Here is a 22,744-nt window from a genome sequence, read left to right on the forward strand (position 1 = left end):
GGGAACGAACCGCCCGCCACCCGGACGCCCCGGGGTGGCGGGCGGTTCGTCGTCTACCGCAGGATTTGGGGCGGCTCCGCTGCGCGATGTCAGAGGTCGAAGGCCTCGACCGCCGGGGAGCCGTCCATGTCGTCGTGGCTCAGACCGAAGAGGTGGGCGACCGTCGGGGCCACGTCGCGGGTGGTGACCGGGCGGTCTATCACCTGGCCGTGGCGCACCATCCGGTGGCCGCCGCTGATGAAGAACGGGATCGGCAATGTCACCTCGTGACCGTGGTTGCCGGGGATCGGATTGGACAGCGGCGTCGGATCGGAGAAACGCCAACCCGGGTGGCAGGTGGCGACCAGGTCGCCGGCGCGGTCGCCGAGACGCAGATCGGCGGGGTCGTACAGGCTCTTGACGCCCGGGATCCCGGCGACCACCTGTCGGAGTCGGGCCAGCGCGGCGTCGCGCTCGGCCGGGTCGCCGAGGAACGTGAAGGTGTCGGCGCCCCCGTTCTGGGCGATCCCGAAGCGTCCACGCAGCGCCGGGTCGGCATCGAGTGCGCCCTGGGCGCTGATGACGTTCTCCGGCACCGACCAGTCCATGGAATGGTCGGCCAGGACCATGATCACCGAACGCTCCCAGCGTCCGGTGTCCCGCAGGAAGCGCTCGAACTGGTAGAGCTTGTGGTCGGAGTTCCACACGGCCTGGTTCCGCGCGGCGCGGAGGGAGTAACCGGTGAGGTCCATGTGCCCGAACCGGTCCATGTCGCCGAGGTTGACGAACGTGAACCGTGGGTTGTGGTCGGTCACCGTCCGCTTGAGCGCCTCGACCGTGAACTCGTCCAACGAGTGATCGGTGATGGGGACCAGCGGGAAGGGTGCCCACTGCACAGAGGCCCGGCCGGTGAAGATGCCGTGCAGGTAGTCCTTGCTCAGGACGCTCGCGGTCGTCAGGCCCGCCTCGACCCGGACCCGCTCCAGAACGGTCGGGTAGGTGATGTCATCGACCCGGTCCATCGTCCGGTCCTCACCGGCCGCGTGGTCCCAGATACTGTTGGAGGGCACGCCGTTGCGGTCAGGGAAGACCCCGGTCATCATCGCGGCGTGGTTCGGGAGCGTCTCGGCGATCATGTGGGCCTGCGCCGAGGTGTAACGCGTGCCGTGCTCGGCCCACCGGTTCAGCGTGGGTGCCTGGGCGGGGTTGAGTTCGCCCGGATTCATCCCGTCGGTGACGATCACGTACAGGTCCAGGTCGTCGGCCACCGGGCGAGTGGGTCGGGCCCACGCCTTCGCCGGCGTACCGAGGACGGTCGCACCGACCGCGGCGAGCAACCCGGCACCGCCCGCGGCGAGGGCGGTTCGCCGCGTGATGGTCGTGAGGTCCCGGGGGGAATGGTGGCGATCGATCTGGCACATGGTCTCGCGGGTGTCTTTCCTGTCACTGGTGAACATGGGGTCACCGGTCCGATGCTCCAGTCAAGCGCATGGGCGTCATCTGCGGAAGCGTTCCGTCCGATAGTTGGACCAACGTTCACCTGTCGGGCACGGGGCCGTGGCGTGTCGGAGCGGCCCGGTAGCCTGACCGTGTGACTGACGAGGCCGGATTGTTCGCCACGCCCGGGTCGCCCGGAGTGGCCGGGACGGGCTACGGCTCCCCGCTCAGCGGGGGGCGGGTCGTCGACCCTTCGGCACCGCTGGCCGTCCGCATGCGGCCACGTGCGCTCGAGGAGGTCATCGGTCAGGACCACCTGCTGCGGGACAACTCGCCGCTTCGACGCCTGGTCGAGGGCCGCGGTGGCTCATCGGTGATCCTGTACGGCCCGCCGGGCACCGGTAAGACGACTCTGGCGAACCTGGTCGCGAGCACGTCGGGTCGGCATTTCGTGGCGTTGTCGGCGCTGAGCGCTGGGGTCAAGGACGTCCGCGCGGTGATCGACGACGCCCGGACGCGCCAGATCCACGGTCAACGCACCGTCCTGTTCATCGACGAGGTGCACCGGTTCTCCAAGAGTCAGCAGGACGCGCTCCTGGCCGCCGTGGAGAACGGGATCGTTCTACTGGTGGCCGCGACCACGGAGAACCCCCACTTCTCGGTGATCGCCCCGTTGCTCAGCCGATCGCTCATCGCAGAACTCCGGGGACTCGACGACGAGGGGGTGCAGACCGTACTGCGTCGCGCGGTGGCGGACGAGCGAGGTCTGGGCGGGCAGGTGGACGTCACGGACGAGGCGGTCGCTGACATCGTCCGCCTCGCCGGAGGGGACGCCCGTCGTAGTCTCACGATCCTCGAGGCCGCCGCCGGCGCCGCGGAGGACGGTTCAGTGACGCCGGAGATCGTGGAGCTGAGCCTGGATTCGGCCCCGGTGCGATACGACCGCGACGGTGACCAGCATTACGACGTCACGAGCGCGTTCATCAAGTCCATCCGCGGGTCCGACGCGGATGCCGCGCTGCACTATCTCGCCCGCATGCTGGTCGCCGGCGAGGACCCCCGCTTCATCGCCCGCCGATTGATGGTGCACGCGAGCGAGGACATCGGGATGGCCGATCCCACGGCGTTGTTGGCAGCAACCGCGGCCGCGGAGATCGTCCAGAAGGTCGGCCTACCCGAGTGTCGGCTGGCCCTGGCCCAGGCGACGGTTCACCTCGCGACGGCGCCCAAGTCCAATGCGATCATCTCCGCGATCGATGCCGCGATGTCCGACGTGCGGGCGGGGGGAGTGGGTGAGGTGCCCAAGCACCTGCGGGACGGGCACTATGCGGGCGCGAAAGGCCTGGGCAACGGGGTGGGATACCGGTATGCACACGACGCACCGGCCGGTGTCGCCACGCAGCAGTACCCGCCCGACGAACTGGTGGGCAGGGACTATTACGCGCCGAGCGGTCACGGCCATGAGCGTGAACTCGCGGCCCGCCTGGCCAAGCTGCGCTCGATCACCCGGGGCGGGTCGTAGGGCCGAAGAGCCGGGCGGACACGGTATTGCCGGCCGCGGCCCCGCGCATCTCGGTCGTTCACGGCGTCAGCGGTAGTCTGGTGAGTCGACCGATACGTCCTTTCGTAGACCCCAGCGAGGCTCCCCAGTGAAGACCCATGAGATCCGGCGCCGTTTTCTCGACCATTTCGTCAAGGCCGGACATACCGAGGTCCCCAGTGCGTCGCTGGTTCTCGACGATCCCAATCTGCTGTTCGTGAACGCGGGCATGGTTCCGTTCAAGCCGTACTTCCTCGGGCAGGAGACCCCCGCCTACGCCACGGCGACATCCATCCAGAAGTGTGTGCGCACCCTCGACATCGAGGAGGTCGGCATCACCACGCGGCACAACACGTTCTTCCAGATGGCCGGTAACTTCTCCTTCGGTGACTACTTCAAGGAGGGGGCGATCCGCCACGCGTGGTCGCTGCTCACCTCGTCCGCCGGCGAGGGCGGGTTCGGGATCGATCCGGCTCTGCTGTGGGTCACCGTTTATCTCGACGACGACGAGGCCTTCAGTATCTGGCGTGATGTGATCGGTCTCCCGGAGGCCCGGATCCAACGTCGTGGGATGGCGGACAACTACTGGTCGATGGGCGTCCCTGGACCCTGCGGTCCCTGCTCGGAGATCTTCTACGACCGCGGGTCGGCATACGGGGTCGAGGGCGGCCCGGAGGCGGACGAGGACCGGTACATCGAGATCTGGAACCTCGTGTTCATGCAGAACGAGCGCGGCGAGGGCACGGGCAAGGACGCGTTCGAGATCCTCGGGCCGTTGCCCAAGCAGAATATCGACACCGGCATGGGCGTGGAGCGCGTCGCGTTCCTGCTCCAGGGGGTGGAGAACGTCTACGAGACCGACCTGCTGCGTCCGGTGATCGATACCGCCGAGCGCCTGTCGGGCGCGCGATACGGCGTGGACAGCGCCGCGGACGTGCGGTTCCGGGTGATCGCCGATCACGCGCGCACCGCGTACATGCTGATCTCCGACGGGGTCACGCCGGGCAACGAGGGCCGCGGGTATATCCTCCGCCGGCTGCTTCGTCGCATCGTGCGCTCCGTCCGCCTGCTCGGTGCGTCCACGGAGACGATGGCCGAGTTCATGGCAACCGTCCGTGACGCCATCGGCCCCTCGTTCCCGGAGACGATCGCGGGCTACGACCGCATCGAACGGATCGCGGTGGCCGAGGAGGCGGCGTTCCTCAAGACTCTCGAGTCCGGCACCCAGTTGTTCGAGCGCGCGGCGGAGGATGCCCGCGGTTCCGGTGCCGCGGTCCTCTCGGGGAGTCAGGCATTCGCCCTGCATGACACCCACGGCTTCCCGATTGACCTCACGCTGGAGATGGCGGCCGAGGCGGGCCTCGAGGTGGACGAGGACGGATTCCGGTCTCTCATGGCCGAGCAGCGTGCCCGGGCCAAGGCAGATTCGCGGGCCAAGAAGCATGCGCACGCGGACCTGTCGGTGTATCGGGACTTCCTCGACGCCGGGGAGACCGTCTTCACCGGGTTCACGGACCTGTCCGACGAGGCGACGCTGCTGGGCATCGTCTCCGGGGGCGTCTCCGTGCCGGTGGCGAGCGAGGGCGATGAGGTCGAGTTCCTGCTCGACCGCACCCCGTTCTATGCGGAGTCGGGCGGCCAGATCGGCGACCGCGGGCTCATCTCGACCGCCGGTTTCCAGATGCGCGTCGACGACGTGCAGAAGATCGGTAAGAAGCTCTGGGTTCACAAGGGTGTCGTGACCGCCGGACAGGCGGAGGCGGGGCAGCTCGTCACCGCCGCGGTCGATCGGGACTGGCGCAAGGGCGCCACCCAGGGCCATTCGGCCACCCACCTCGTCCACGCCGCGCTGCGCCAGATCCTCGGGCCGGAGGCCGTTCAGGCGGGCTCGCTGAACAAGCCCGGGTACATGCGGTTCGACTTCAACTGGAGCGGCTCGATTCCCTCCGATGTCCTCGCACAGGTCGAGGAGGTCACCAACACCGCCGTGGATGCGGACTACACCGTCAACACGGTGGAGACCTCGCTGGACGAGGCCAAGCGGATGGGTGCGATGGCCCTGTTCGGGGAGAACTACGGGTCTCAGGTCCGGGTCGTCGAGATCGGCGGGCCGTTCTCGATGGAGCTGTGTGGCGGCACCCACGTGGCGAACTCGACGCAGATCGGCCCGGTGAGCCTGCTCGGAGAGTCCTCCGTCGGCTCCGGCATCCGTCGCGTCGAGGCCTTCGTCGGTATGGACGCCTACCGCCACCAGGCGAAGGAGCGGGCGCTCGTGTCCGGGCTCGCCACGTCGCTCAAGGCTCCCACCGACGAGGTACCGGATCGCGTGGCGGCGCTGGCCGCGAGACTGCGTGAGGCCGAGAAGTCGCTGGATGCGCTGCGTGCCGCCCAGCTCGCCGCCCAGGCCGCTGGCCTCGCCGCCGCGGCGGAGGATCTGGGCGGGGTCCGCTTCCTCGCCCATAGCGCGCCGGGGGCCGCTGCCGGCGACCTCCGGACGCTCGCTTCCGACCTCAGGGGTCGACTCGGCTCCGAGCCCGCCGTCGTGTTGCTCACGGCTCCGGGCGAGGAGAAGGTGCCGTTCGTCATCGCCGTCACCACGACCGCGCAGGAGCGGGGTCTCAAGGCCGGCGACCTGGTCAAGGCCATCGCCCCGGCGCTCGGGGCTCGCGGCGGAGGAAAGCCCGACATGGCCCAGGGCGCGGGTACTGACCCGGCCGGGATCGACGCTGCGGTGGCGGCGCTGCGCACCGCTGTCCAGGACGCCGTGTGAGCGCCGCCGGCCACGGCCCTGTCGGCGGGAGCGACGTGACCCCGGCGGCGGGATGGACGCGGGGTCGCCGAGTGGGTCTCGACGTGGGGACCGCCCGGATCGGGGTCGCCTCGTGCGACCCCGACGGGATCCTCGCCACTCCTGTAGAGACGATCCGGGTCGTCGACGGGGACCCGGGCTGGGGGGCGGAGATCCGCCGTCTGTCCGACCTCGTCGAGGAGTACGACGCGGTGGGGGTGGTGGTCGGATTACCGACCTCGCTGAAGGGGCGGGAGACCGCCTCCACCGCGATGGCCCGCTCGTTCGTGGCTGCTCTGTCCACGTCGTCCCCGGGCCTGCCGGTGGACTTCGTGGACGAGAGGCTCACCACGGTGACCGCGGGAGCCGCGCTCCATGGAGCCGGCCGAAACACCAGGAAACAGCGCGATGTCATCGACCAGGCGGCGGCCGTGGTCCTGCTCCAGGCCTGGATCGAGTCGCGGCGCGCCCGAGGGTGATCGGCGTGTCGCACCTGCGGGCTGGATAAACTCGCCGCCGAGCACGATGCTGTCCGCGGGACAGCTCCCTCTAATCCCTGACCGAGGAGCATGATGTCTGCGGCACGAGGACGACCACGCACGGGGGGTACCACCCGGTTCCTCCTCCTGGCGGCCGTGATCGGAGTGGTCCTGGCATTCGGGTTCATGGCATTCCGCAATATCAACAACCAGACCGGCGCGGCTCCGGATTTCGACGGTTCGGGCACCGGGAACGCCTTATTGCACGTCGAGGCCGGCGATTCACTGGGCATGGTGGGCGACCGCCTCTACGACGTCGGCGCCATCGCGAGCACGCGGGCGTTCACCGCCGCGGCCGCCGGGACGCCTGTAGAGGGCATCCAGCCGGGTTATTACCAGGTGCAGCAGGAGATGAGTGCCGCCGCCGCGGTGGAGGCGCTGTCGGATCCGGAGAACCGTGTCGGATTCATCGACGTCAAGCCCGGTGGCCGTCTTCTGGACACCGTCGTCGTCGGTGGTGGTACGGAGAAGGGGATCTACACCCTGATCGCGGACGCGACGTGTACCCGTGACCTCGATTCGCCGGACAGCGAGCCCGCCTGCCGACAGCCGCAGGAGATCGTGGACGCCGCGGTCCAGATCGACCCCGCTGCGCTGGGGGTCCCGGCCTGGGCGATCAACGAGGTCCAGGCGGCTCCTGATCCGGTTCGTCGCCTCGAGGGCCTGGTGTCGCCCGGCGTGCACAACATCGATCCGCACGGTGAACCCGCGGAGATCCTCCGGCAGCTGATCGAGTCCTCCACGGCGTCCTACGACGCCACCGGCCTGGCTCCGTCCGCCGAGAGAATCGGTCTGACGCCGTACCAGTTGCTGACCTCGGCCTCGCTCGTCGAGAAGGAGGGCACTCTCCAGGACTTCGACAAGGTGGCGCGGGTCATCCTCAACCGTCTGGCCGAGCCGATGCAGCTCCAGTTCGACTCGACGGTGAACTATGCGCTCGCCGATCAGGAGATCGCCACGACCGACGACGATCGCGCGGCGGCCACGCCCTGGAACACTTACGCGATGGACGGGCTGCCGTACGGCCCCATCGGCTCGCCGGGGCTCGACGCGCTGCGTGCGATGGAGAACCCGGCCGAAGGCGCCTGGCTTTACTTCGTCACGGTCGACATGCAGGGTACGACCAGGTTCGCCGACGACTACCCGGAGCACGAACGCAACCAGAGTGAGGCCATCGCGAACGGGGTCCTGGCAAGTGGGCGCTGAGCTGCCGCCCGACGTCATTGGGGCGGGCGAGGGCCCGGTCGCGCCGGGGGGGCCGCGGTCGGCAGCGGTCCTCGGCCACCCCGTGGATCATTCTCTCTCACCGGTCCTGCACGGAGCGGCCTACCGCGCCCTCGGATTGGAGGGCTGGACGTACGAGCGGATCGATTGCGACGAGGCGATGCTCCCTGCCGTCGTCGACGACTCGCCCGGTCATCGGATCGGCTACTCGGTCACCATGCCGGGGAAGTTCGCGGCGCTGGAACACGCCTCGGTGGTGAGCGAACGCGCTCGGATCGTGGGGAGCGCCAATACGCTCGTCCGGCGGAACGACGGCTGGTTCGCCGACTGCACGGATGTCGACGGCGTGACGGGCGCGCTCGCCGCGTTCGGTGACCTGCCCGCCTCGCCGTCGGCGGTCGTTCTCGGAGTCGGCGGGACCGCACGTCCGGTTCTGGCGGGCCTGGCCGACATGGGCGCCGCCCAGGTGGTCCTGGCCTCACGTCGGGACAATTCCGGTCCCGCCGCCGACTGTGGGCGCGAACTCGGGCTGGAGGTCACCACGGTCCTCCTCGGCGACGCGTCGCTGCCCGCGGCCATCGCGGACGCCGATGTCCTGGTCAACACGGTTCCCGAGCCGGGGATCAGGGAGATCGTCGACCTGGTCTCCCGTTCGCGTCGCCTCTTCGACGTGCTGTACGACCCGTGGCCCACCGCCGCCGGTGCCGTCGCGGCGGCAGCCGGGATCCCGGTGGTGGGCGGGGACGTGATGCTGCTCAATCAGGCCTTCGGTCAGGTCGAACTGTTCACCGGGCTGCCCGCCCCTCGGGACGAGATGGCCGCCGCGCTCGCGGAGGCACTCGGTCGCTGAGGCCTCTCCGGCGGGCCTGATGTGCTCGGAGACACGAGGTCATGGGATGATCGGCGACGTGCTGAAGTGGACCACCGCCGGAGAATCCCATGGCCAGGCCCTCGTGGCGATCATCGAGGGCGTCATCGCCGACGTGGAGGTGACGAGCGAGGAGATCGCTGCGCAGCTTGCGCGGCGTCGTCTCGGGTACGGCCGTGGCGCGCGGATGAAGTTCGAGGCCGACGCGGTGCGCGTCCTCGGCGGTGTGCGACACGGTCGCACGATGGGCTCGCCCATCGCGATCGAGGTCGGAAACACCGAATGGCCGAAGTGGGAGCAGATCATGTCTGCCGACCCGGTCGATCCCGAGTCGATCGACGACAAGGCGCGGGCAGCGCTCCTGACCCGCCCGCGTCCCGGCCACGCCGATTTCTCCGGGATGCTCAAGTACGACTTCGACGACGCCCGGATGGTTCTCGAGCGCGCCAGCGCCCGGGAGACCGCGGCCCGTGTCGCCGCCGGCACGGTGGCGCGCGCGCTGCTGCGCGACGTACTGGGCGTCGAGGTGCTCTCCCACGTGATCTCGATCGGCGCCTCGGATCCCTACGTCGGTGCCGAGCCCGACTTCTCCGACCTCGAGGCGATAGACGCCAGCCCCGTGCGGGCGTTCGGTGCTGCGGCGGGGGAGTCGATGATCTCCGAGATCGAGGCGGCCAAGAAGGCCGGTGACACGCTCGGTGGTGTCGTCGAGGTGGTGGTCCACGGTCTCCCCATCGGCCTGGGATCCCATGTGTCGGGGGCGGAGCGCCTGGACGCGCAACTCGCCGGTGCGCTCATGGGCATCCAGGCGATCAAGGGCGTCGAGGTCGGTGACGGTTTCGAGACCGCCCGTCGCCGCGGAAGTGTCGCGCACGATGAGATGGACCGGGGCGCCGGCGGCGTCGAGCGTCGCAGCAACCGTGCCGGTGGTCTCGAGGGCGGCATGACCAACGGACAGGCGCTACGGGTGCGCGCCGCCATGAAGCCGATCTCCACTGTTCCGCGCGCGCTGAGCACTGTGGACATGGCGGACGGATCCGCTGCGACCGCGATTCACCAGCGTTCCGACGTCTGCGCCGTCCCGGCCGCAGGTGTGGTCGCCGAGTCGATGGTGGCGCTGGTGTTGGCCCGTTCCGTGCTCCAGAAGTTCGGTGGCGATTCGCTCGGCGAGACCCGCCGGAACGTCGAGGGGTATCGTGCCGCGGTGGCCGAGCGTCTGAACTGGACGACGGACCAGGCATGAGCGTCCCGGCACGACCGGTCGCCGTGCTCGTGGGGCCGCCCGGTGCCGGCAAGACGACCATCGGACGGAAGCTGGCTCGCCGTCTCGACGTCCCCTTCCGCGACGCCGATCACCTGATCGAGGACGCGGAGGGCCGCTCCATCGCCGATATCTTCGCGACCGGCGGGGAGCCGGAGTTCCGTCGCATCGAGGAGCGCGTCATCGGCGAGACGCTCGAATCATTCGAGGGCGTCCTGTCACTCGGCGGTGGCGCGGTGCTCTCCGAGGCGACGCGACATCGGCTGAGGGGCCTGAAGGTGGTGCACCTGACCATCGGTGTGGCCGAGGGCGTCCGGCGATCGCGTGGGCCGGGCCGGCCACTTCTCGCAGGGGGTGACGCGACCGCTCGCTACCAGACGCTGCTCACGGAACGCTCGCCCCTGTACCGCGAGGTCGCGTGGACCACGGTCAGCTCGGAACGCCGTAGTTCCGGCAAGGTGGTGGCGGACATCGTCGACAGGCTCGAGTCCGGTGACCCGCATCCGAGGCGGAGAGGCCGGCGGCCGTGACCGGGGGCCCGGCCATTCCCCCTAGCCTGGGCGTGGCGCCCGGGCCGAGCATCGGGAGCGGGCCGGTCGGCGAACTGTCCGAACGGCGACGGCCCGGGACCGCCGGGGCCCACATATTCACCTTGAGACGAGCCGGAGACGGCGACAAGCGACGAGCGGGAGCTGCAGATGAACCACGAATCGAACACCAATGAGCCCGTAGTCGTGGAGGTGCGTTCGGAGTCTCCGTACCCGGTCGTCATCGGCCGTGGCCTGCTCCCCGAGATCATCGAGGCCTGTTCCACGTCTCGGACGGTCGCGATCTTCTACCAGCCCCCGCTGGCACAGACCGCCGAGGCGGTCCGCGAGAAGCTCGAAGAGGCGGGGGTCAACGCACACCGCATCGAGATCCCCGACGCCGAGGCGGGCAAGGATCTCGCCGTGGCGGGATTCTGTTGGGACGTGCTGGGGCAGATCGGGGTGAACCGCAAGGACACCATCGTCAGCCTGGGCGGCGGCGCAGCCACCGATCTCGCCGGGTTCGTCGCCGCCACCTGGATGCGGGGCGTGCGCGTCATCCACATCCCCACCACGCTGTTGGCGATGGTGGACGCGGCTGTCGGAGGAAAGACCGGCATCAATACCGACGCCGGGAAGAACCTCGTGGGCAGCTTCCACGAGCCGGCAGCGGTCTTCATCGACACCGCGACGTTGGAGACCGTTCCGCGCAACGAGTTGATCTCGGGAATGGCCGAGGTCGTCAAGTGCGGCTTCATCGCGGACCCCGAGATCCTCGATCTCATCGAGGCGGACCCCGAGGCCGCACTGGACCCGGGCGGCCAGATCATCGTCGACCTCATCCGCCGCAGCGTCCAGGTCAAGGCGGACGTGGTCGGCCAGGATCTGAAGGAATCCGGGCTCCGCGAGATCCTCAACTACGGGCACACCCTGGGCCACGCCGTGGAGCGGCGCGAGCAGTACCGGTGGCGGCACGGTGGCGCGATCAGCGTCGGGATGTGCTTCGTGGCCGAACTGGCCCGACTGGCCGGGCGGCTGGACGATGCGACGGCGGATCGCCACAGGTCGATCCTGTCCTCGATCGGTCTGCCGACCGGCTATGACGAGGACGCGTTTCCGCGCCTGCTCGAACTGATGGCCGGGGACAAGAAGAACCACTCCGGCTTCCTCCGACTTGTCGTTCTCGACGGGCTGGCGCGGCCCTCACGTATGGAGGCACCGGATCCCACGTTGATGACCGCCGCCTACGCCGCCATTTCAGAGGGCCGGAAGCCGAGCGGCGGGGGGATCCTGCTGTGACCGCGCGGTTCTCGGACCGGAGGGAGGCGGTCGGAGCAGCACTGGTGGATACCGGTGCCACCGCTCTGTTGGTCACCGATCCACGCAACATCGCCTATCTGACCGGGTTCCGTGGTTCGGGCGGGGCGGTCCTGGTCGAGACCGACGGGCAGGCGGTGCTGTGCACGGATTCGCGGTACGAACTGCAGGTCGTGGAGCAGGCCCCGGATGTCGGACACGTGATCTCGCGCGAGTACGTGAGCGGTGTTCTGGGCCGCCGCCGGGGCCCGGCTGACGCACCGCTCGCAGTGGAGGCGGACGAGCTGACCCTGACGGGGGCATCCGCGCTGCGGCGGACACTGGCCGACACCGGAGCCCCCGACACCCGGGTGATCGAGACCAGTGGCGTGGTCGAGCAGGTCCGTCGGCGAAAGGACGACTCCGAGGTCGCCCTCATCGAACGAGCCTGTGGTGTCGTCGATGATGCCTGGACACACCTGCTGACCAGCGGCGCGATCGCAGCCGGTCGGAGCGAACGCGACGTGGCGGCCGACCTCGAGCACGCCATGCGCCGCGCGGGTTCCGACGGAGTAGCGTTCGAGACGATCGTGGCGAGTGGCCCCAACGGCGCACACCCGCACCATGTCCCCGGAGACCGTCTGCTCGCCGACGGCGAACTCGTGGTGATCGACTTCGGCGCGATGGTCGGGGGATATTCGTCTGACTGCACGAGGACCGTGGCATTGGGACAGGCGCCGGACCGACTCATCGACGCCTATACCGTCGTACTCGAGGCGCAACTCGCCGGTGTGGCGGCCGTCCGGCCGGGGATCGCCTGCTCGGATCTGGACGCGGTCAGCCGAGGCATCATCGACTCCGCGGGTTACGGCGGTTACTTCGGTCACTCCCTGGGGCACGGTGTGGGGCTGGACGTGCATGAAGCGCCCGCTGTGTCCAGCAGGTCCACGAGTACACTGTCCGACGGCGATGTGATCACCATCGAGCCCGGAATCTATCTTCCGGACCTCGGCGGGATCCGAATCGAGGACACCGTGGCCGTCAGCGGCGGTGGCGGCAGGTCCCTGACGACTACCTCGAAGGCCTTCAGCGTTCTCTGAGGGCCAGATCCACGACTATCCGCGAGGCAGCTCTCCCGGCCGCCCGCGGACGACTTTCGAAGGAGTATCCACCATGGCGTCCACCGCCGACTTCAAGAACGGTCTCGTCCTCAAAGAGGAGGGCCAGCTGTGGCAGATCGTTGAGTTCCAGCACGTCAAGCCCGGCAAAGGCCCAGCGTTCGTGCGGACCAAGATGAAGAACGTGGTCTCCGGCAAGAACATCGACAAGACGTTCAGCGCCGGCGTGAAGGTGGAGACCGCCACCGTCGACCGCCGGGACATGACTTTCCTGTACCGCGATGGTGAGGACTACGTCCTCATGGACGAGCAGGACTTCGAGCAGATCAACGTCTCGCCGGTCGTGATGGGGGACGGCGCGCGCTTCCTGCTCGAGAACACCAGCGTCCAGGTCTCGATGCACGAGGGCCTGCCGCTGTTCGCCGAGATGCCGGTCGCGGTCGACCTGGTCGTCCAGCACACCGATCCGGGCCTGCAGGGTGACAGGTCGACCGGCGGCACCAAGCCGGCGACCCTCGAGACCGGTGCCGAGGTCCAGGTTCCGCTGTTCATCAACACCGGCGACAAGCTGCGCATCGACACCCGTGACGGCCACTACCTCAGCCGGGTGAACGACTGATCATGTCGGAAGAGGTCGATCACCGGAGCCGGGGGTCCCGGTACCGGGCGCGCAGGCGCGCCGTCTCGCTCCTGTTCGAGGCGGAGCTGCGCGATGCCGATGTCGTCGAACTCGCTGAGGAGCGTCGCCGGATGGGCGAGGACTCCCAGGAGTTCCACGATGTCGCACCGTTCACCATGGAGATCGTGACAGGCGTCGCCGAGCGCCTGGACCGGCTCGATTCGATGATCTCCGAGCACCTACGTGAGTGGACGCTCGAGCGTCTACCCGCGGTGGACCGTGCCGTACTCCGTGCAGGTGCCTGGGAGCTGCTGTTCGGGACCGAGCAGGTCGAATCGGCCATCGTGATCGATCAGTCGGTTCTGCTCGTGTCGGATCTGTCCGCTGAGAAGTCGGTGCCTTACGTCAATGCCGTCCTGGACCGGATCGCCGGCCTCGCCGAGCACATCCGGGCTGCCGAGCAGGCGGTCTCGGTGCTGGAGGCATCGTCGGGTGCGAAGTCGGCGGCCGAGTCGGCCGAGGCTACTGCGGAAGTGGATCCCGAGGTGTCGGAGGACGTGTCGGAGGCCACTTCCGCCGAGCCCGGAGCGGGGACCGCGGACTGATAGAGTTCGGTATCGAAAACTATCCCTTTAACGAGCCGTCCAGTGAGGCGGACAAGGAGGTGGTGATCGGTGAGCGCTGAACGTTCGGATACGAACGCGAACTCGGTGTCACTCTTCACGTCCGAAGACGTGGCCAGGACGGTGTCCCGCCTGGCCCATCAGATCATTGAACGTACCGCCGCGGACTCCCCGGATGCGGGCTCCGTCGTTCTGCTCGGTATTCCCACGCGCGGCGTCCCACTGGCCGCCCGGCTGGCGGATCGAATCCGCGAGTTCAGCGGAGTCGCCGTCCATGCGGGATCGATCGACGTCACGTTGTACCGCGACGATCTGGCCGGCGGTCCGCACAGGCCGATGAACCCGACCAGGGTTCCCGCCGAGGGCATCGATGGCGCGACCGTCATCCTCGTCGACGATGTCCTGTTCTCCGGGCGGACGATCCGCGCGGCCTTCGACGCGCTGCGGGATCTCGGCCGCCCCGCCCGCGTCCAACTGGCCGTGCTGGTCGATCGGGGCCACCGCGAACTACCCATCCGGGCGGACTACGTAGGCAAGAACGTCCCCACGTCGCGGGATGAGGGGGTGTCGGTGCAGTTGAGCGAGATCGACGGGGTCGACGCGGTGGTACTCCGGCGCCCCGCCCCGGAGGAGAACCGATGAAGCACCTGCTCTCCGCCGCCGAGCTCGACCGGGACACGGCGCTGTCGATCCTCGACGAAGCCGGCAGGCTCAAAGAGACGCTCCTCGGCCGCGAGGTGCGCAAGCTTCCGACCCTGCGCGGCAAGACCGTGCTCACGGTGTTCTACGAGAACTCCACCCGGACCCGCGTCTCGTTCGAGACCGCGGGCAAGTGGATGAGCGCCGACGTCATCAACGTGTCGGCGAGTGCCTCCTCCGTGCAGAAGGGCGAATCACTGCGCGATACCGCCCTGACCCTCACGGCGATCGGCGCCGACGCACTGATCGTGCGGCACCCGGCCTCCGGATCGTCCACGCAGATCGCACGATGGGTGTCTCCGGGCGGCGTCGGGCCGTCGGTGATCAACGCCGGTGACGGGATGCACGAGCATCCGACCCAGGCTCTCCTCGATGCGATGACCCTCCGGGAGCGGCTGGGGGGCATCGAGGGTCGTCGGGTCGTGATCGTCGGGGACATCCTGCACTCGCGCGTGGCCCGCTCCAACGCACTGCTCCTGTCGACTCTCGGCGCCGAGGTGGTCCTCGTCGCCCCGCCGACCCTGCTGCCCGTGGGCGTGGACGGCTGGCCCGTCCGCGCGTCCACCGATCTGGACGCCGAACTCGCCGGCGCGGACGCGGTGATGATGCTCCGGGTCCAGGCCGAGCGGATGAACGGCGGATTCTTCCCGTCCGCCCGCGAGTACGCGGTGCGCTACGGGCTGGGACCCGCTCGCGCCGCTCGGCTGGGCGAGGATGTCGTGGTCCTGCACCCCGGGCCGATGGTCCGGGGGATGGAGATCGGCTTCGACGTGGCTGATGCCCCGTCCTCGGCGATCCTCCAGCAGGTGACCAACGGCGTCCACCTCCGCATGTCTGTTCTCCTCCACACTCTCGTCGGAACGGAAGGAACCACCGAGTGACCGTCCCCGAATCCCCGACCCTGCTGCTGCGTCGGGTCCGTCCCTACGGCGAGGGGGACCCCGTAGACGTCCTCATCCGGGACGGACGCATCGCGGCGCTCGGGCCCGGCGCCGGCGAGGAGGCCCCCGCCGACGCTGAAGTACACGATCTCGACGGCGCGGTCCTCCTCCCGGGTTTCGTCGATCTGCACACGCACCTGCGCGAGCCGGGCCGCGAGGACACCGAGACCATCGCCTCGGGGTCCGCGGCCGCAGCACTGGGCGGCTACACCGCCGTCTTCGCGATGGCCAACACACAGCCACCTCAGGACAACCAGACGGTCACCGACTCCGTGTGGCGGATCGGGCGCGAGGTCGGGTTGTGCGACGTCCATCCTGTCGGAGCAGTCACCGTCGGACTCAAGGGCGAGCAGCTCACAGAGATGGGGCAGATGGCCGACGGTGCGGCGAAGGTCAAGATCTTCTCGGACGACGGCATGTGCGTATACGACCCGCTGGTGATGCGTCGGGCCCTCGAGTATTCGGCCGGGCTCGGTGTCCTCATAGCCCAGCATGCCGAGGAGCCGCGGCTCACCCGTGGCGCCGTCGCACATGAGGGTCCGACGGCGGCACGCCTCGGTCTCACCGGCTGGCCCCGGTCCGCCGAGGAGTCCATCGTCGCCCGTGACGCGATCCTGGCGCGGGACGCCGGCGCGCGTGTGCACATCTGTCACGCCTCGACGACCGGGACTGTGGAACTGCTCGCGTGGGCGAAATCCCAGGGCATCTCGATCACCGCCGAGGTCACCCCCCATCATCTACTGCTGGACGACTCGCGACTGGAGACCTACGACGGCGTCTACCGGGTCAACCCCCCGCTTCGTGAGGCACACGATGCCCGCGCGCTCCGCGAGGCGCTGGTTTCCGGGGTCATCGACTGCGTCGCGACCGATCACGCACCCCACGCAGCACAGGAGAAGTGCTGTGAGTTCGCCGCGGCCCGCCCGGGAATGCTGGGGCTCGAGACCGCGCTCCCGATCGTCGCCGCACTCCTGATCGATTCCGGCGACATGACCTGGCGTGATCTCGCCCGCGTCATGAGCGTTCGACCCGCCGAGATCGCCGGTCTCACAGACCAAGGGCGACCGATCGAGGTGGGAGAGCCCGCAAACCTCGCCGTCGTCGACCCCGATTCCTCCTGGACGGTGATCGGCGAGGACCTCGCCAGCCTGTCCGCCAATACCCCCTACGAGGGGATGACATTCGCGGCGAGGGTGGTGGGCACCGTCTACCACGGGCGCATGACCAGCCGCGACGGGAAGGCACTCGCATGAACCAGGACTTCTGGACAGCGCTCGTGATGATCGTCCTGCTGCTCCTCCTGATCGGTCTGATGACGCTGGGATGGCGCAACCGCAGCCGGTCGCAGGCGGGCCTGTTCGACTCGCTACCGCAGCCCCCCGCCGACCCCGGCGCCGTGGTGCTGGGACCGCTGACCGGCGTCTACGTCGGGAGCACGGTGGCCGGGGACTGGCAGGCCAGGATCGCGCGCCCGCCGCTCGGGCACCGTTCGGCCGCGACTCTCACGGCATACACCGGCGGGCTACTCCTCGAACTCGCCACCGACGTGGTGTGGATTCCCCGCGCCGACCTGATCGGCGTGCGCCGGACCTCCGCGCTGGCGAACAAGACCGTCCCCGGCGGAGGCATCCTCGCCGCCCGGTGGCAGGTCACCGCACCCCGTGGACGCACGGTCATCGACTCGGGCTTCCGGGCCGACGACAAAGACAGCTACCCGCGCTGGGAGGCGCTCCGCGGTGACGCCGCGCCCTCCGACCGGACCGACACCCCGACCTCCACCACCGAGGAGAAGCAGTGACATCGCAGAACAACACGCCCGCGAAGCCAGGAGCACGCGAGCCCGCCGCGCTCGTCCTCGAGGACGGACGCATCCATCGCGGCACCGCCTTCGGCGCTCGCGGCACCACGCTCGGCGAGGCTGTCTTCACCACGGCGATGTCCGGCTACCAGGAGACGATGACGGACCCGTCGTACTGCCGGCAGATCGTCGTGACGACCGCACCCCAGATCGGTAACACCGGCTGGAACGACGAAGACGGCGAGTCGCTCCTCGACGGCGAGGACCGAGGCGGTCGGATCTGGGTGTCCGGCCTGGTCGTCCGTGATCTGTCGCGACGCGCCTCGAACTTCCGCGCGGAGCGCACACTCGAGGACGAGATGATCGCCCAGGGGATCATCGGCGTCGCCGACATCGACACCCGCGCGGTCGTACGGCACATCCGCGACCGGGGCGCCATGAAGGCCGGCATCTTCTCGGGTGAGGACCTGGCCGACGACGAGTCGATGGTCGCGACCGTGCGTGCGCAGGAATCCATGGCCGGGGCGTCCCTCTCTGACGAGGTCACCACGGAGAGTGCTTATGTCGTGGATCCCGCCGAGGGTGAGGCACGCTACTCGGTTGCCGCGCTGGACCTGGGAATCAAGTCCAACACCCCGCGGATGCTCGCCGAGCGCGGTGTGCGGGTTCACGTCATCCCCGCCTCGTCGACGCTGGCGGATGTGCTCGACCTGGACGTCGACGGCGTGTTCCTGTCTAACGGCCCCGGCGACCCCGCGACCGCCGACGCCGCGGTGCACCTGACCAAAGAGGTCCTGAGCCAGGGCATCCCGTTCTTCGGCATCTGCTTCGGTAACCAGATCCTCGGCCGCGCACTGGGCCTGGAGACCTACAAGATGCGCTTCGGCCACCGGGGAACCAACATCCCCGTGATCGAGAAGGCCACCGGCAACGTGGCGATCACCTCGCAGAACCATGGTTTCGCGCTCCGTGCACCCGAGTCCGAGACCTGGCAGACGCCGTGGGGATCGGCGAAGGTGACCCACATCTGCGCCAACGACGGGACCGTCGAGGGCGTCGCGCTCGCCGACGGCAGTGCGTTCTCCGTCCAGTACCACCCCGAGGCCGCGGCCGGCCCGCGTGACGCCGCCAACCTCTTCGACCGCTTCGTCGACCTGCTCGGTTCGTCCGACGCCGGTTCCGCAGACACCAGAAAGGGCGCCCTCTGATGCCCCGCCGCACAGACATCAACCACGTCCTCGTCATCGGCTCCGGCCCGATCGTCATCGGGCAGGCGTGCGAGTTCGACTACTCGGGAACACAGGCCTGCCGCGTCCTGCGCTCCGAGGGCCTGCGGGTCACGTTGGTCAACTCGAACCCGGCCACGATCATGACCGACCCGGAGTTCGCCGACGCCACGTACGTCGAGCCGATCACCCCCGAGTACATCGACAAGATCTTCACCAAGGAAGCGGCCGAGGGACACCCCGTCGACGCCGTCCTGGCGACGCTCGGCGGTCAGACGGCCCTCAACGCCGCGATGCAGCTCGATGCGCAGGGGATCCTCGCCAAACACGACGTCGAGCTCATCGGCGCCGACATCCCGGCCATCAACCGGGGCGAGGACCGTCAGATGTTCAAGGACATCGTCGCCGGTGTCGGTGGGGAGTCCGCCCGCAGCGCGGTCTGTCACACCATGGAGGAGGTGCACGCGACCGTCGCCGAGCTCGGACTGCCGGTCGTCGTGCGTCCGTCCTTCACCATGGGCGGCCTCGGGTCGGGCCTCGCCTACACCATGGACGACCTCGAGCGGATCGCCGGCGGCGGCCTCGCCGCCTCGCCGACCGCGAACGTCCTCATCGAGGAGTCGATCCTCGGGTGGAAGGAGTTCGAGCTCGAGCTCATGCGCGACAACAAGGACAACGTCGTCGTGATCTGCTCGATCGAGAACGTGGACGCGCTGGGCGTCCACACCGGTGACTCGGTGACCGTCGCGCCGTCCATGACGCTCACCGACCGCGAGTTCCAGAACATGCGGGACATCGGCATCGACATCCTCCGCGCCGTCGGCGTGGACACCGGTGGGTGCAACATCCAGTTCGCGATCAACCCGGTGGACGGCCGTCTCGTGGTGATCGAGATGAATCCGCGTGTGTCCCGCTCGTCGGCGCTGGCCTCCAAGGCCACGGGCTTCCCCATCGCGAAGATCGCGGCGCGCCTCGCCATCGGCTACTCACTGGACGAGATCACCAACGACATCACGGGCGAGACCCCTGCGAGCTTCGAGCCCACCCTCGACTACGTCGTGGTGAAGGCACCGCGCTTCGCGTTCGAGAAGTTCCCCGGAGCCGACGACACGCTGACCACCACGATGAAGTCGGTCGGCGAGGCCATGAGCCTGGGACGCAACTACCGCGAGGCGCTGGGGAAGGTCATGCGCTCGCTCGAGACCAAGGCCGCCGGATTCTGGACCCTGACCGACGAAGCAATCGCCCCGGGTCGGTCCACGGATGTGGCGGCTGTTCTCGACGACCTGCGTCGCCCGACCGAGGGCCGCATGTACGACGTCGAACTCGCGCTGCGCCTGGGTGCCACGGTCGAGCAGGTCCACGAGGCCTCGTCGATCGACCCCTGGTTCCTGTACGAGGTCGAGGAACTCGTCGCTCTCCGCCGGGAGATCGTCGACGTCCCGGTCGTCGATGAGAGTCTTCTGCGCAGGGCCAAGCACAACGGCCTCTCCGATGCCCAGATCGCGGCGCTCCGTCCCGAGTTCGCCGGCGCCGAGGGCGTTCAGCGGCTGCGTCACCGGCTCGGGGTCCGACCGGTCTACAAGACGGTCGACACCTGTGCGGCCGAGTTCGAGGCGAAGACGCCGTACCACTATTCGACCTACGAACTGGACCCTGCGGCCGAGTCCGAGGTGGCCCCGCAGACCGAGCGCGAGAAGGTCATCATCCTGGGCTCCGGCCCCAACCGGATCGGCCAGGGCATCGAGTTCGACTACTCGTGTGTCCACGCCGCGCTCACGCTCTCCGAGGCCGGCTACGAGACGGTCATGGTCAACTGCAACCCGGAGACCGTCTCCACCGACTACGACACGGCCGACCGTCTGTACTTCGAGCCGCTGACGTTCGAGGACGTCATGGAGGTCTACCACGCGGAGTCGCAGTCCGGGACCGTGGCCGGCGTGCTCGTCCAGCTCGGCGGCCAGACGCCTCTGGGTCTCGCCGCGCAACTCGAGGACGCGGGCGTCCCGATCGTCGGGACCAGCCCGTCCGCCATCGACCTCGCCGAGGACCGCCGTGAATTCGGCGAGGTGCTCGTCAAGGCCGGCCTGCCGGCGCCCGCCTTCGGCACCGCCATCAACGCCGACGAGGCCACCGAGATCGCCGGGAACATCGGCTACCCGGTGCTCGTCCGTCCCTCGTACGTCCTCGGCGGACGTGGCATGGAGATCGTGTACGACGAGGAGTCGCTCCGGTCCTACATCGATCGCGCCACCGAGATCAGCCCGGACCGCCCGGTCCTCGTCGACCGCTTCCTCGATGACGCGGTGGAGATCGACGTCGACGTGCTGTGCGACGGCACCGAGGTCTACCTGGGGGGCGTCATGGAGCACATCGAGGAGGCCGGGATCCACTCCGGCGACTCGGCGTGTGCGCTCCCGCCCATCACCCTGGGTCAGGACGACATCGACCGGGTTCGCCGCTCGAGCGAGGCGCTCGCCTTCGGAATCGGCGTCAAGGGTCTGATGAACGTCCAGTACGCGATCAAGGACGACATTCTGTACGTCCTCGAGGCGAACCCGCGCGCCAGCCGCACGGTGCCGTTCGTGTCGAAGGCGACGGGTGTCCACCTGGCCAAGGCCTGCGCGCGCATCATGATGGGCGAGTCGATCGCCGACCTGCGTGCGGAAGGTCTGCTGCCCGCGGACCGCGACGGGGGCTCGCTGCCGTCCGACGCCCCTGTCGCGGTCAAGGAAGCGGTTCTGCCGTTCAACCGTTTCCGCACCCCGGAGGGGGACACCGTGGATTCCCTCCTCAGCCCGGAGATGAAGTCCACCGGCGAGGTCATGGGAATCGGCCCGGACTTCGCCGTGGCCTTCGCCAAGGGCCAGCTTTCCGCGGAAGGCGTCCTGCCGACGTCGGGCACCGTCTTCGTCTCCGTCGCCAACCGCGACAAGCGTTCGATGGTGTTCCCGGCCCAGCGCCTCGCGGCTCTCGGGTTCACCGTCCTGGCCACCGAGGGCACGGCTCTGATGCTCCGCCGATACGGAATCGCATGCGAGACCGTCGCGAAGCTCACCGAGTCGGGCGCGGGACCGGTCGACGCCGACGGAGGGCCGGTTCGGACCATCGTCGATCGGATCAACGCGGACGAGGTCGACCTGATCCTGAACATCGCCTCGTCGACGGGCGGGACGCGCGCGGACGGTTACGAGATCCGTTCCGCTGCGATCTCGCGCCGGGTCCCGTGCGTCACCACCGTTCAGGGTGCCACCGCCGCGGTGCACGGCATCGAAGCGATGCGTCAGGGCGACGTGGCGGTCAGCCCCTTGCAGCAGCTGCATTCGTGGTTCGCCACGCGATGACCGAAACCCGCTCCCGGGCCTCGTTCGGTGCTCGTCTCCGGTCCACAGTCGCCGACCGCGGGAACCTGTGCGTGGGAATCGATCCGCACCCGGCGCTGCTCGAGGCCTGGGGGTTGGGGGTGGGCCCGGCCGGCGTCGCCGAGTTCTCCAGACGCGCGCTGGAGGCATTCGGCGACCTCGTCCCCGCGATCAAGCCCCAGGTGGCGTTCTTCGAGGAGCACGGTTCCGCTGGTATCGCCGTGCTCGAGGAGGTGCTCTCCTCGATCACGACGGCGGGAGCCCTCTCCGTCGCCGACGCCAAGCGCGGCGACATCGGGTCCACCATGGCGGGATACGCTCGGGCGTGGCTCGCCGACGGATCACCGCTCGCGTGTGACGCGCTCACCGTGTCGCCCTATCTCGGGGTGGGGTCGTTGGATGCCGCGTTCGACGCCGCAGCCTCGACCGGACGCGGGCTGTTCGTGCTGGCACGTACGTCGAATCCGGAGGCCGGAGGGCTCCAGGGTGCGGCGGGGGCCGATGGAACCGTCGCGCAGTCGGTGGTCGACGAGATCGGGCGTCGGAACTTCGGTGCGTTCCCGGATGACGTGGGCTCGTTCGGCGTCGTCGTCGGTGCGACGGTCGCGGACCCGCCCGTCCTCGAGCGGCTCCGGGGCCCGGTTCTCATGCCGGGGGTGGGGGAGCAGGGGGGCACACTCGCGGACGTGCGACGAATCGCCGGCCCGGCACTGCCCGCCACCCTGGTGAACGTCTCCCGGCACGTCCTGCGGGCGGGCCCCGACGTCGGCGCGATGCGTGCTGTCGTCACCGATCTCTCGGGGCAGTTCAGCTTCGCCGACGCCCCCTGAGCACCGACTTCCTCTCGGTACCCACCTCTCACAGCGGTAACGGCCGCCGGGGCGCCGACGAGAGTATCG

At 69.0% G+C, this 22,744-nt stretch carries 19 protein-coding genes; 18 read left to right on the forward strand and 1 reads right to left on the reverse strand.

The window, feature by feature from the left end:
• Nucleotides 1-89: 89 nt before the first annotated feature.
• Nucleotides 90-1,400, reverse strand: a complete 1,311-nt coding sequence (locus tag K3888_RS03635) for an alkaline phosphatase family protein (RefSeq protein WP_230929080.1) — start codon at nucleotides 1,398-1,400, stop codon at nucleotides 90-92.
• 170 nt (nucleotides 1,401-1,570) lie between these two features.
• Here K3888_RS03635 and K3888_RS03640 point away from each other — a divergent pair, with 170 nt between their 5' ends.
• From K3888_RS03640 to pyrF, 18 genes are all read left to right on the forward strand, one after another.
• A complete protein-coding gene (locus K3888_RS03640) occupies nucleotides 1,571-2,938 on the forward strand; it encodes a replication-associated recombination protein A (RefSeq protein ID WP_372459522.1) in 1,368 nt (455 codons plus the stop codon).
• Nucleotides 2,939-3,065: 127 nt separating this feature from the next.
• Nucleotides 3,066-5,726 (forward strand): alanine--tRNA ligase, encoded by a 2,661-nt coding sequence (gene alaS / locus K3888_RS03645; RefSeq protein ID WP_230928864.1) that lies wholly within the window; start codon nucleotides 3,066-3,068, stop codon nucleotides 5,724-5,726.
• The gene (gene ruvX / locus K3888_RS03650; RefSeq protein WP_230928865.1) at nucleotides 5,723-6,223 is read left to right on the forward strand and encodes a Holliday junction resolvase RuvX; all 501 of its coding nucleotides are present in this window, start codon (nucleotides 5,723-5,725) and stop codon (nucleotides 6,221-6,223) included. The genes alaS and ruvX overlap by 4 nt, the downstream gene beginning before the upstream one ends.
• 156 nt (nucleotides 6,224-6,379) lie before the next feature.
• Complete coding sequence (locus tag K3888_RS03655; RefSeq protein WP_230928866.1) at nucleotides 6,380-7,489, forward strand: endolytic transglycosylase MltG; 1,110 nt, start codon at nucleotides 6,380-6,382, stop codon at nucleotides 7,487-7,489.
• Nucleotides 7,490-7,505: 16 nt separating this feature from the next.
• The gene (locus K3888_RS03660; RefSeq protein WP_308281885.1) at nucleotides 7,506-8,357 is read left to right on the forward strand and encodes a shikimate dehydrogenase; all 852 of its coding nucleotides are present in this window, start codon (nucleotides 7,506-7,508) and stop codon (nucleotides 8,355-8,357) included.
• A 58-nt stretch (nucleotides 8,358-8,415) separates the two neighbouring features.
• On the forward strand, nucleotides 8,416-9,618 hold the full coding sequence (aroC, locus tag K3888_RS03665; protein WP_230929082.1) for a chorismate synthase: 1,203 nt from the start codon (nucleotides 8,416-8,418) through the stop codon (nucleotides 9,616-9,618).
• Nucleotides 9,615-10,166 carry a shikimate kinase gene (locus K3888_RS03670; protein WP_230928868.1) on the forward strand — a complete coding sequence of 184 codons (552 nt, stop codon included), beginning with the start codon at nucleotides 9,615-9,617 and terminating at the stop codon, nucleotides 10,164-10,166. The genes aroC and K3888_RS03670 overlap by 4 nt, the downstream gene beginning before the upstream one ends.
• Nucleotides 10,167-10,334: 168 nt before the next feature.
• A complete protein-coding gene (gene aroB / locus K3888_RS03675; RefSeq protein ID WP_230928869.1) occupies nucleotides 10,335-11,462 on the forward strand; it encodes a 3-dehydroquinate synthase in 1,128 nt (375 codons plus the stop codon).
• Nucleotides 11,459-12,559, forward strand: a complete 1,101-nt coding sequence (locus tag K3888_RS03680; protein ID WP_230928870.1) for a M24 family metallopeptidase — start codon at nucleotides 11,459-11,461, stop codon at nucleotides 12,557-12,559. Before aroB ends, K3888_RS03680 begins: the two co-directional genes overlap by 4 nt.
• A 73-nt stretch (nucleotides 12,560-12,632) precedes the next feature.
• Nucleotides 12,633-13,196, forward strand: coding sequence for an elongation factor P (gene efp / locus K3888_RS03685; RefSeq protein WP_230928871.1), 564 nt, complete (start codon nucleotides 12,633-12,635; stop codon nucleotides 13,194-13,196).
• A 2-nt stretch (nucleotides 13,197-13,198) separates the two neighbouring features.
• Nucleotides 13,199-13,801: a transcription antitermination factor NusB gene (gene nusB / locus K3888_RS03690; RefSeq protein WP_230928872.1), complete on the forward strand. Its 603-nt coding sequence runs from the start codon at nucleotides 13,199-13,201 to the stop codon at nucleotides 13,799-13,801.
• A gap of 69 nt (nucleotides 13,802-13,870) precedes the next feature.
• Nucleotides 13,871-14,461 (forward strand): bifunctional pyr operon transcriptional regulator/uracil phosphoribosyltransferase PyrR, encoded by a 591-nt coding sequence (pyrR, locus tag K3888_RS03695; RefSeq protein WP_230928873.1) that lies wholly within the window; start codon nucleotides 13,871-13,873, stop codon nucleotides 14,459-14,461.
• Entirely contained in the window at nucleotides 14,458-15,399 is a 942-nt protein-coding gene (locus K3888_RS03700) for an aspartate carbamoyltransferase catalytic subunit (RefSeq protein ID WP_230928874.1), read from the forward strand. The genes pyrR and K3888_RS03700 overlap by 4 nt, the downstream gene beginning before the upstream one ends.
• Nucleotides 15,396-16,712, forward strand: coding sequence for a dihydroorotase (locus K3888_RS03705; protein ID WP_230928875.1), 1,317 nt, complete (start codon nucleotides 15,396-15,398; stop codon nucleotides 16,710-16,712). Before K3888_RS03700 ends, K3888_RS03705 begins: the two co-directional genes overlap by 4 nt.
• The gene (locus K3888_RS03710; protein WP_230928876.1) at nucleotides 16,709-17,257 is read left to right on the forward strand and encodes a PH-like domain-containing protein; all 549 of its coding nucleotides are present in this window, start codon (nucleotides 16,709-16,711) and stop codon (nucleotides 17,255-17,257) included. The genes K3888_RS03705 and K3888_RS03710 overlap by 4 nt, the downstream gene beginning before the upstream one ends.
• Entirely contained in the window at nucleotides 17,254-18,465 is a 1,212-nt protein-coding gene (carA, locus tag K3888_RS03715) for a glutamine-hydrolyzing carbamoyl-phosphate synthase small subunit (protein WP_230928877.1), read from the forward strand. The genes K3888_RS03710 and carA overlap by 4 nt, the downstream gene beginning before the upstream one ends.
• On the forward strand, nucleotides 18,465-21,827 hold the full coding sequence (gene carB / locus K3888_RS03720; RefSeq protein ID WP_230928878.1) for a carbamoyl-phosphate synthase large subunit: 3,363 nt from the start codon (nucleotides 18,465-18,467) through the stop codon (nucleotides 21,825-21,827). Before carA ends, carB begins: the two co-directional genes overlap by 1 nt.
• Nucleotides 21,824-22,675 carry an orotidine-5'-phosphate decarboxylase gene (gene pyrF / locus K3888_RS03725; protein ID WP_230928879.1) on the forward strand — a complete coding sequence of 284 codons (852 nt, stop codon included), beginning with the start codon at nucleotides 21,824-21,826 and terminating at the stop codon, nucleotides 22,673-22,675. The genes carB and pyrF overlap by 4 nt, the downstream gene beginning before the upstream one ends.
• Nucleotides 22,676-22,744 lie beyond the last annotated feature (69 nt).

Source organism: Dietzia aurantiaca, from assembly GCF_021033825.1.
GTDB classification, from domain to species: Bacteria; Actinomycetota; Actinomycetes; order Mycobacteriales; family Mycobacteriaceae; genus Dietzia; species Dietzia aurantiaca.

Coding starts and splice junctions, on each gene's coding strand:
- K3888_RS03635 (WP_230929080.1), bottom strand. CDS start 1,400: ATGTGCCAGATCGATCGCCACCATTCCCCCCGGGACCTCACGACCATC.
- K3888_RS03670 (WP_230928868.1), top strand. CDS start 9,615: ATGAGCGTCCCGGCACGACCGGTCGCCGTGCTCGTGGGGCCGCCCGGT.
- aroB (WP_230928869.1), top strand. CDS start 10,335: ATGAACCACGAATCGAACACCAATGAGCCCGTAGTCGTGGAGGTGCGT.
- efp (WP_230928871.1), top strand. CDS start 12,633: ATGGCGTCCACCGCCGACTTCAAGAACGGTCTCGTCCTCAAAGAGGAG.
- nusB (WP_230928872.1), top strand. CDS start 13,199: ATGTCGGAAGAGGTCGATCACCGGAGCCGGGGGTCCCGGTACCGGGCG.
- K3888_RS03700 (WP_230928874.1), top strand. CDS start 14,458: ATGAAGCACCTGCTCTCCGCCGCCGAGCTCGACCGGGACACGGCGCTG.
- K3888_RS03710 (WP_230928876.1), top strand. CDS start 16,709: ATGAACCAGGACTTCTGGACAGCGCTCGTGATGATCGTCCTGCTGCTC.
- carB (WP_230928878.1), top strand. CDS start 18,465: ATGCCCCGCCGCACAGACATCAACCACGTCCTCGTCATCGGCTCCGGC.
- pyrF (WP_230928879.1), top strand. CDS start 21,824: ATGACCGAAACCCGCTCCCGGGCCTCGTTCGGTGCTCGTCTCCGGTCC.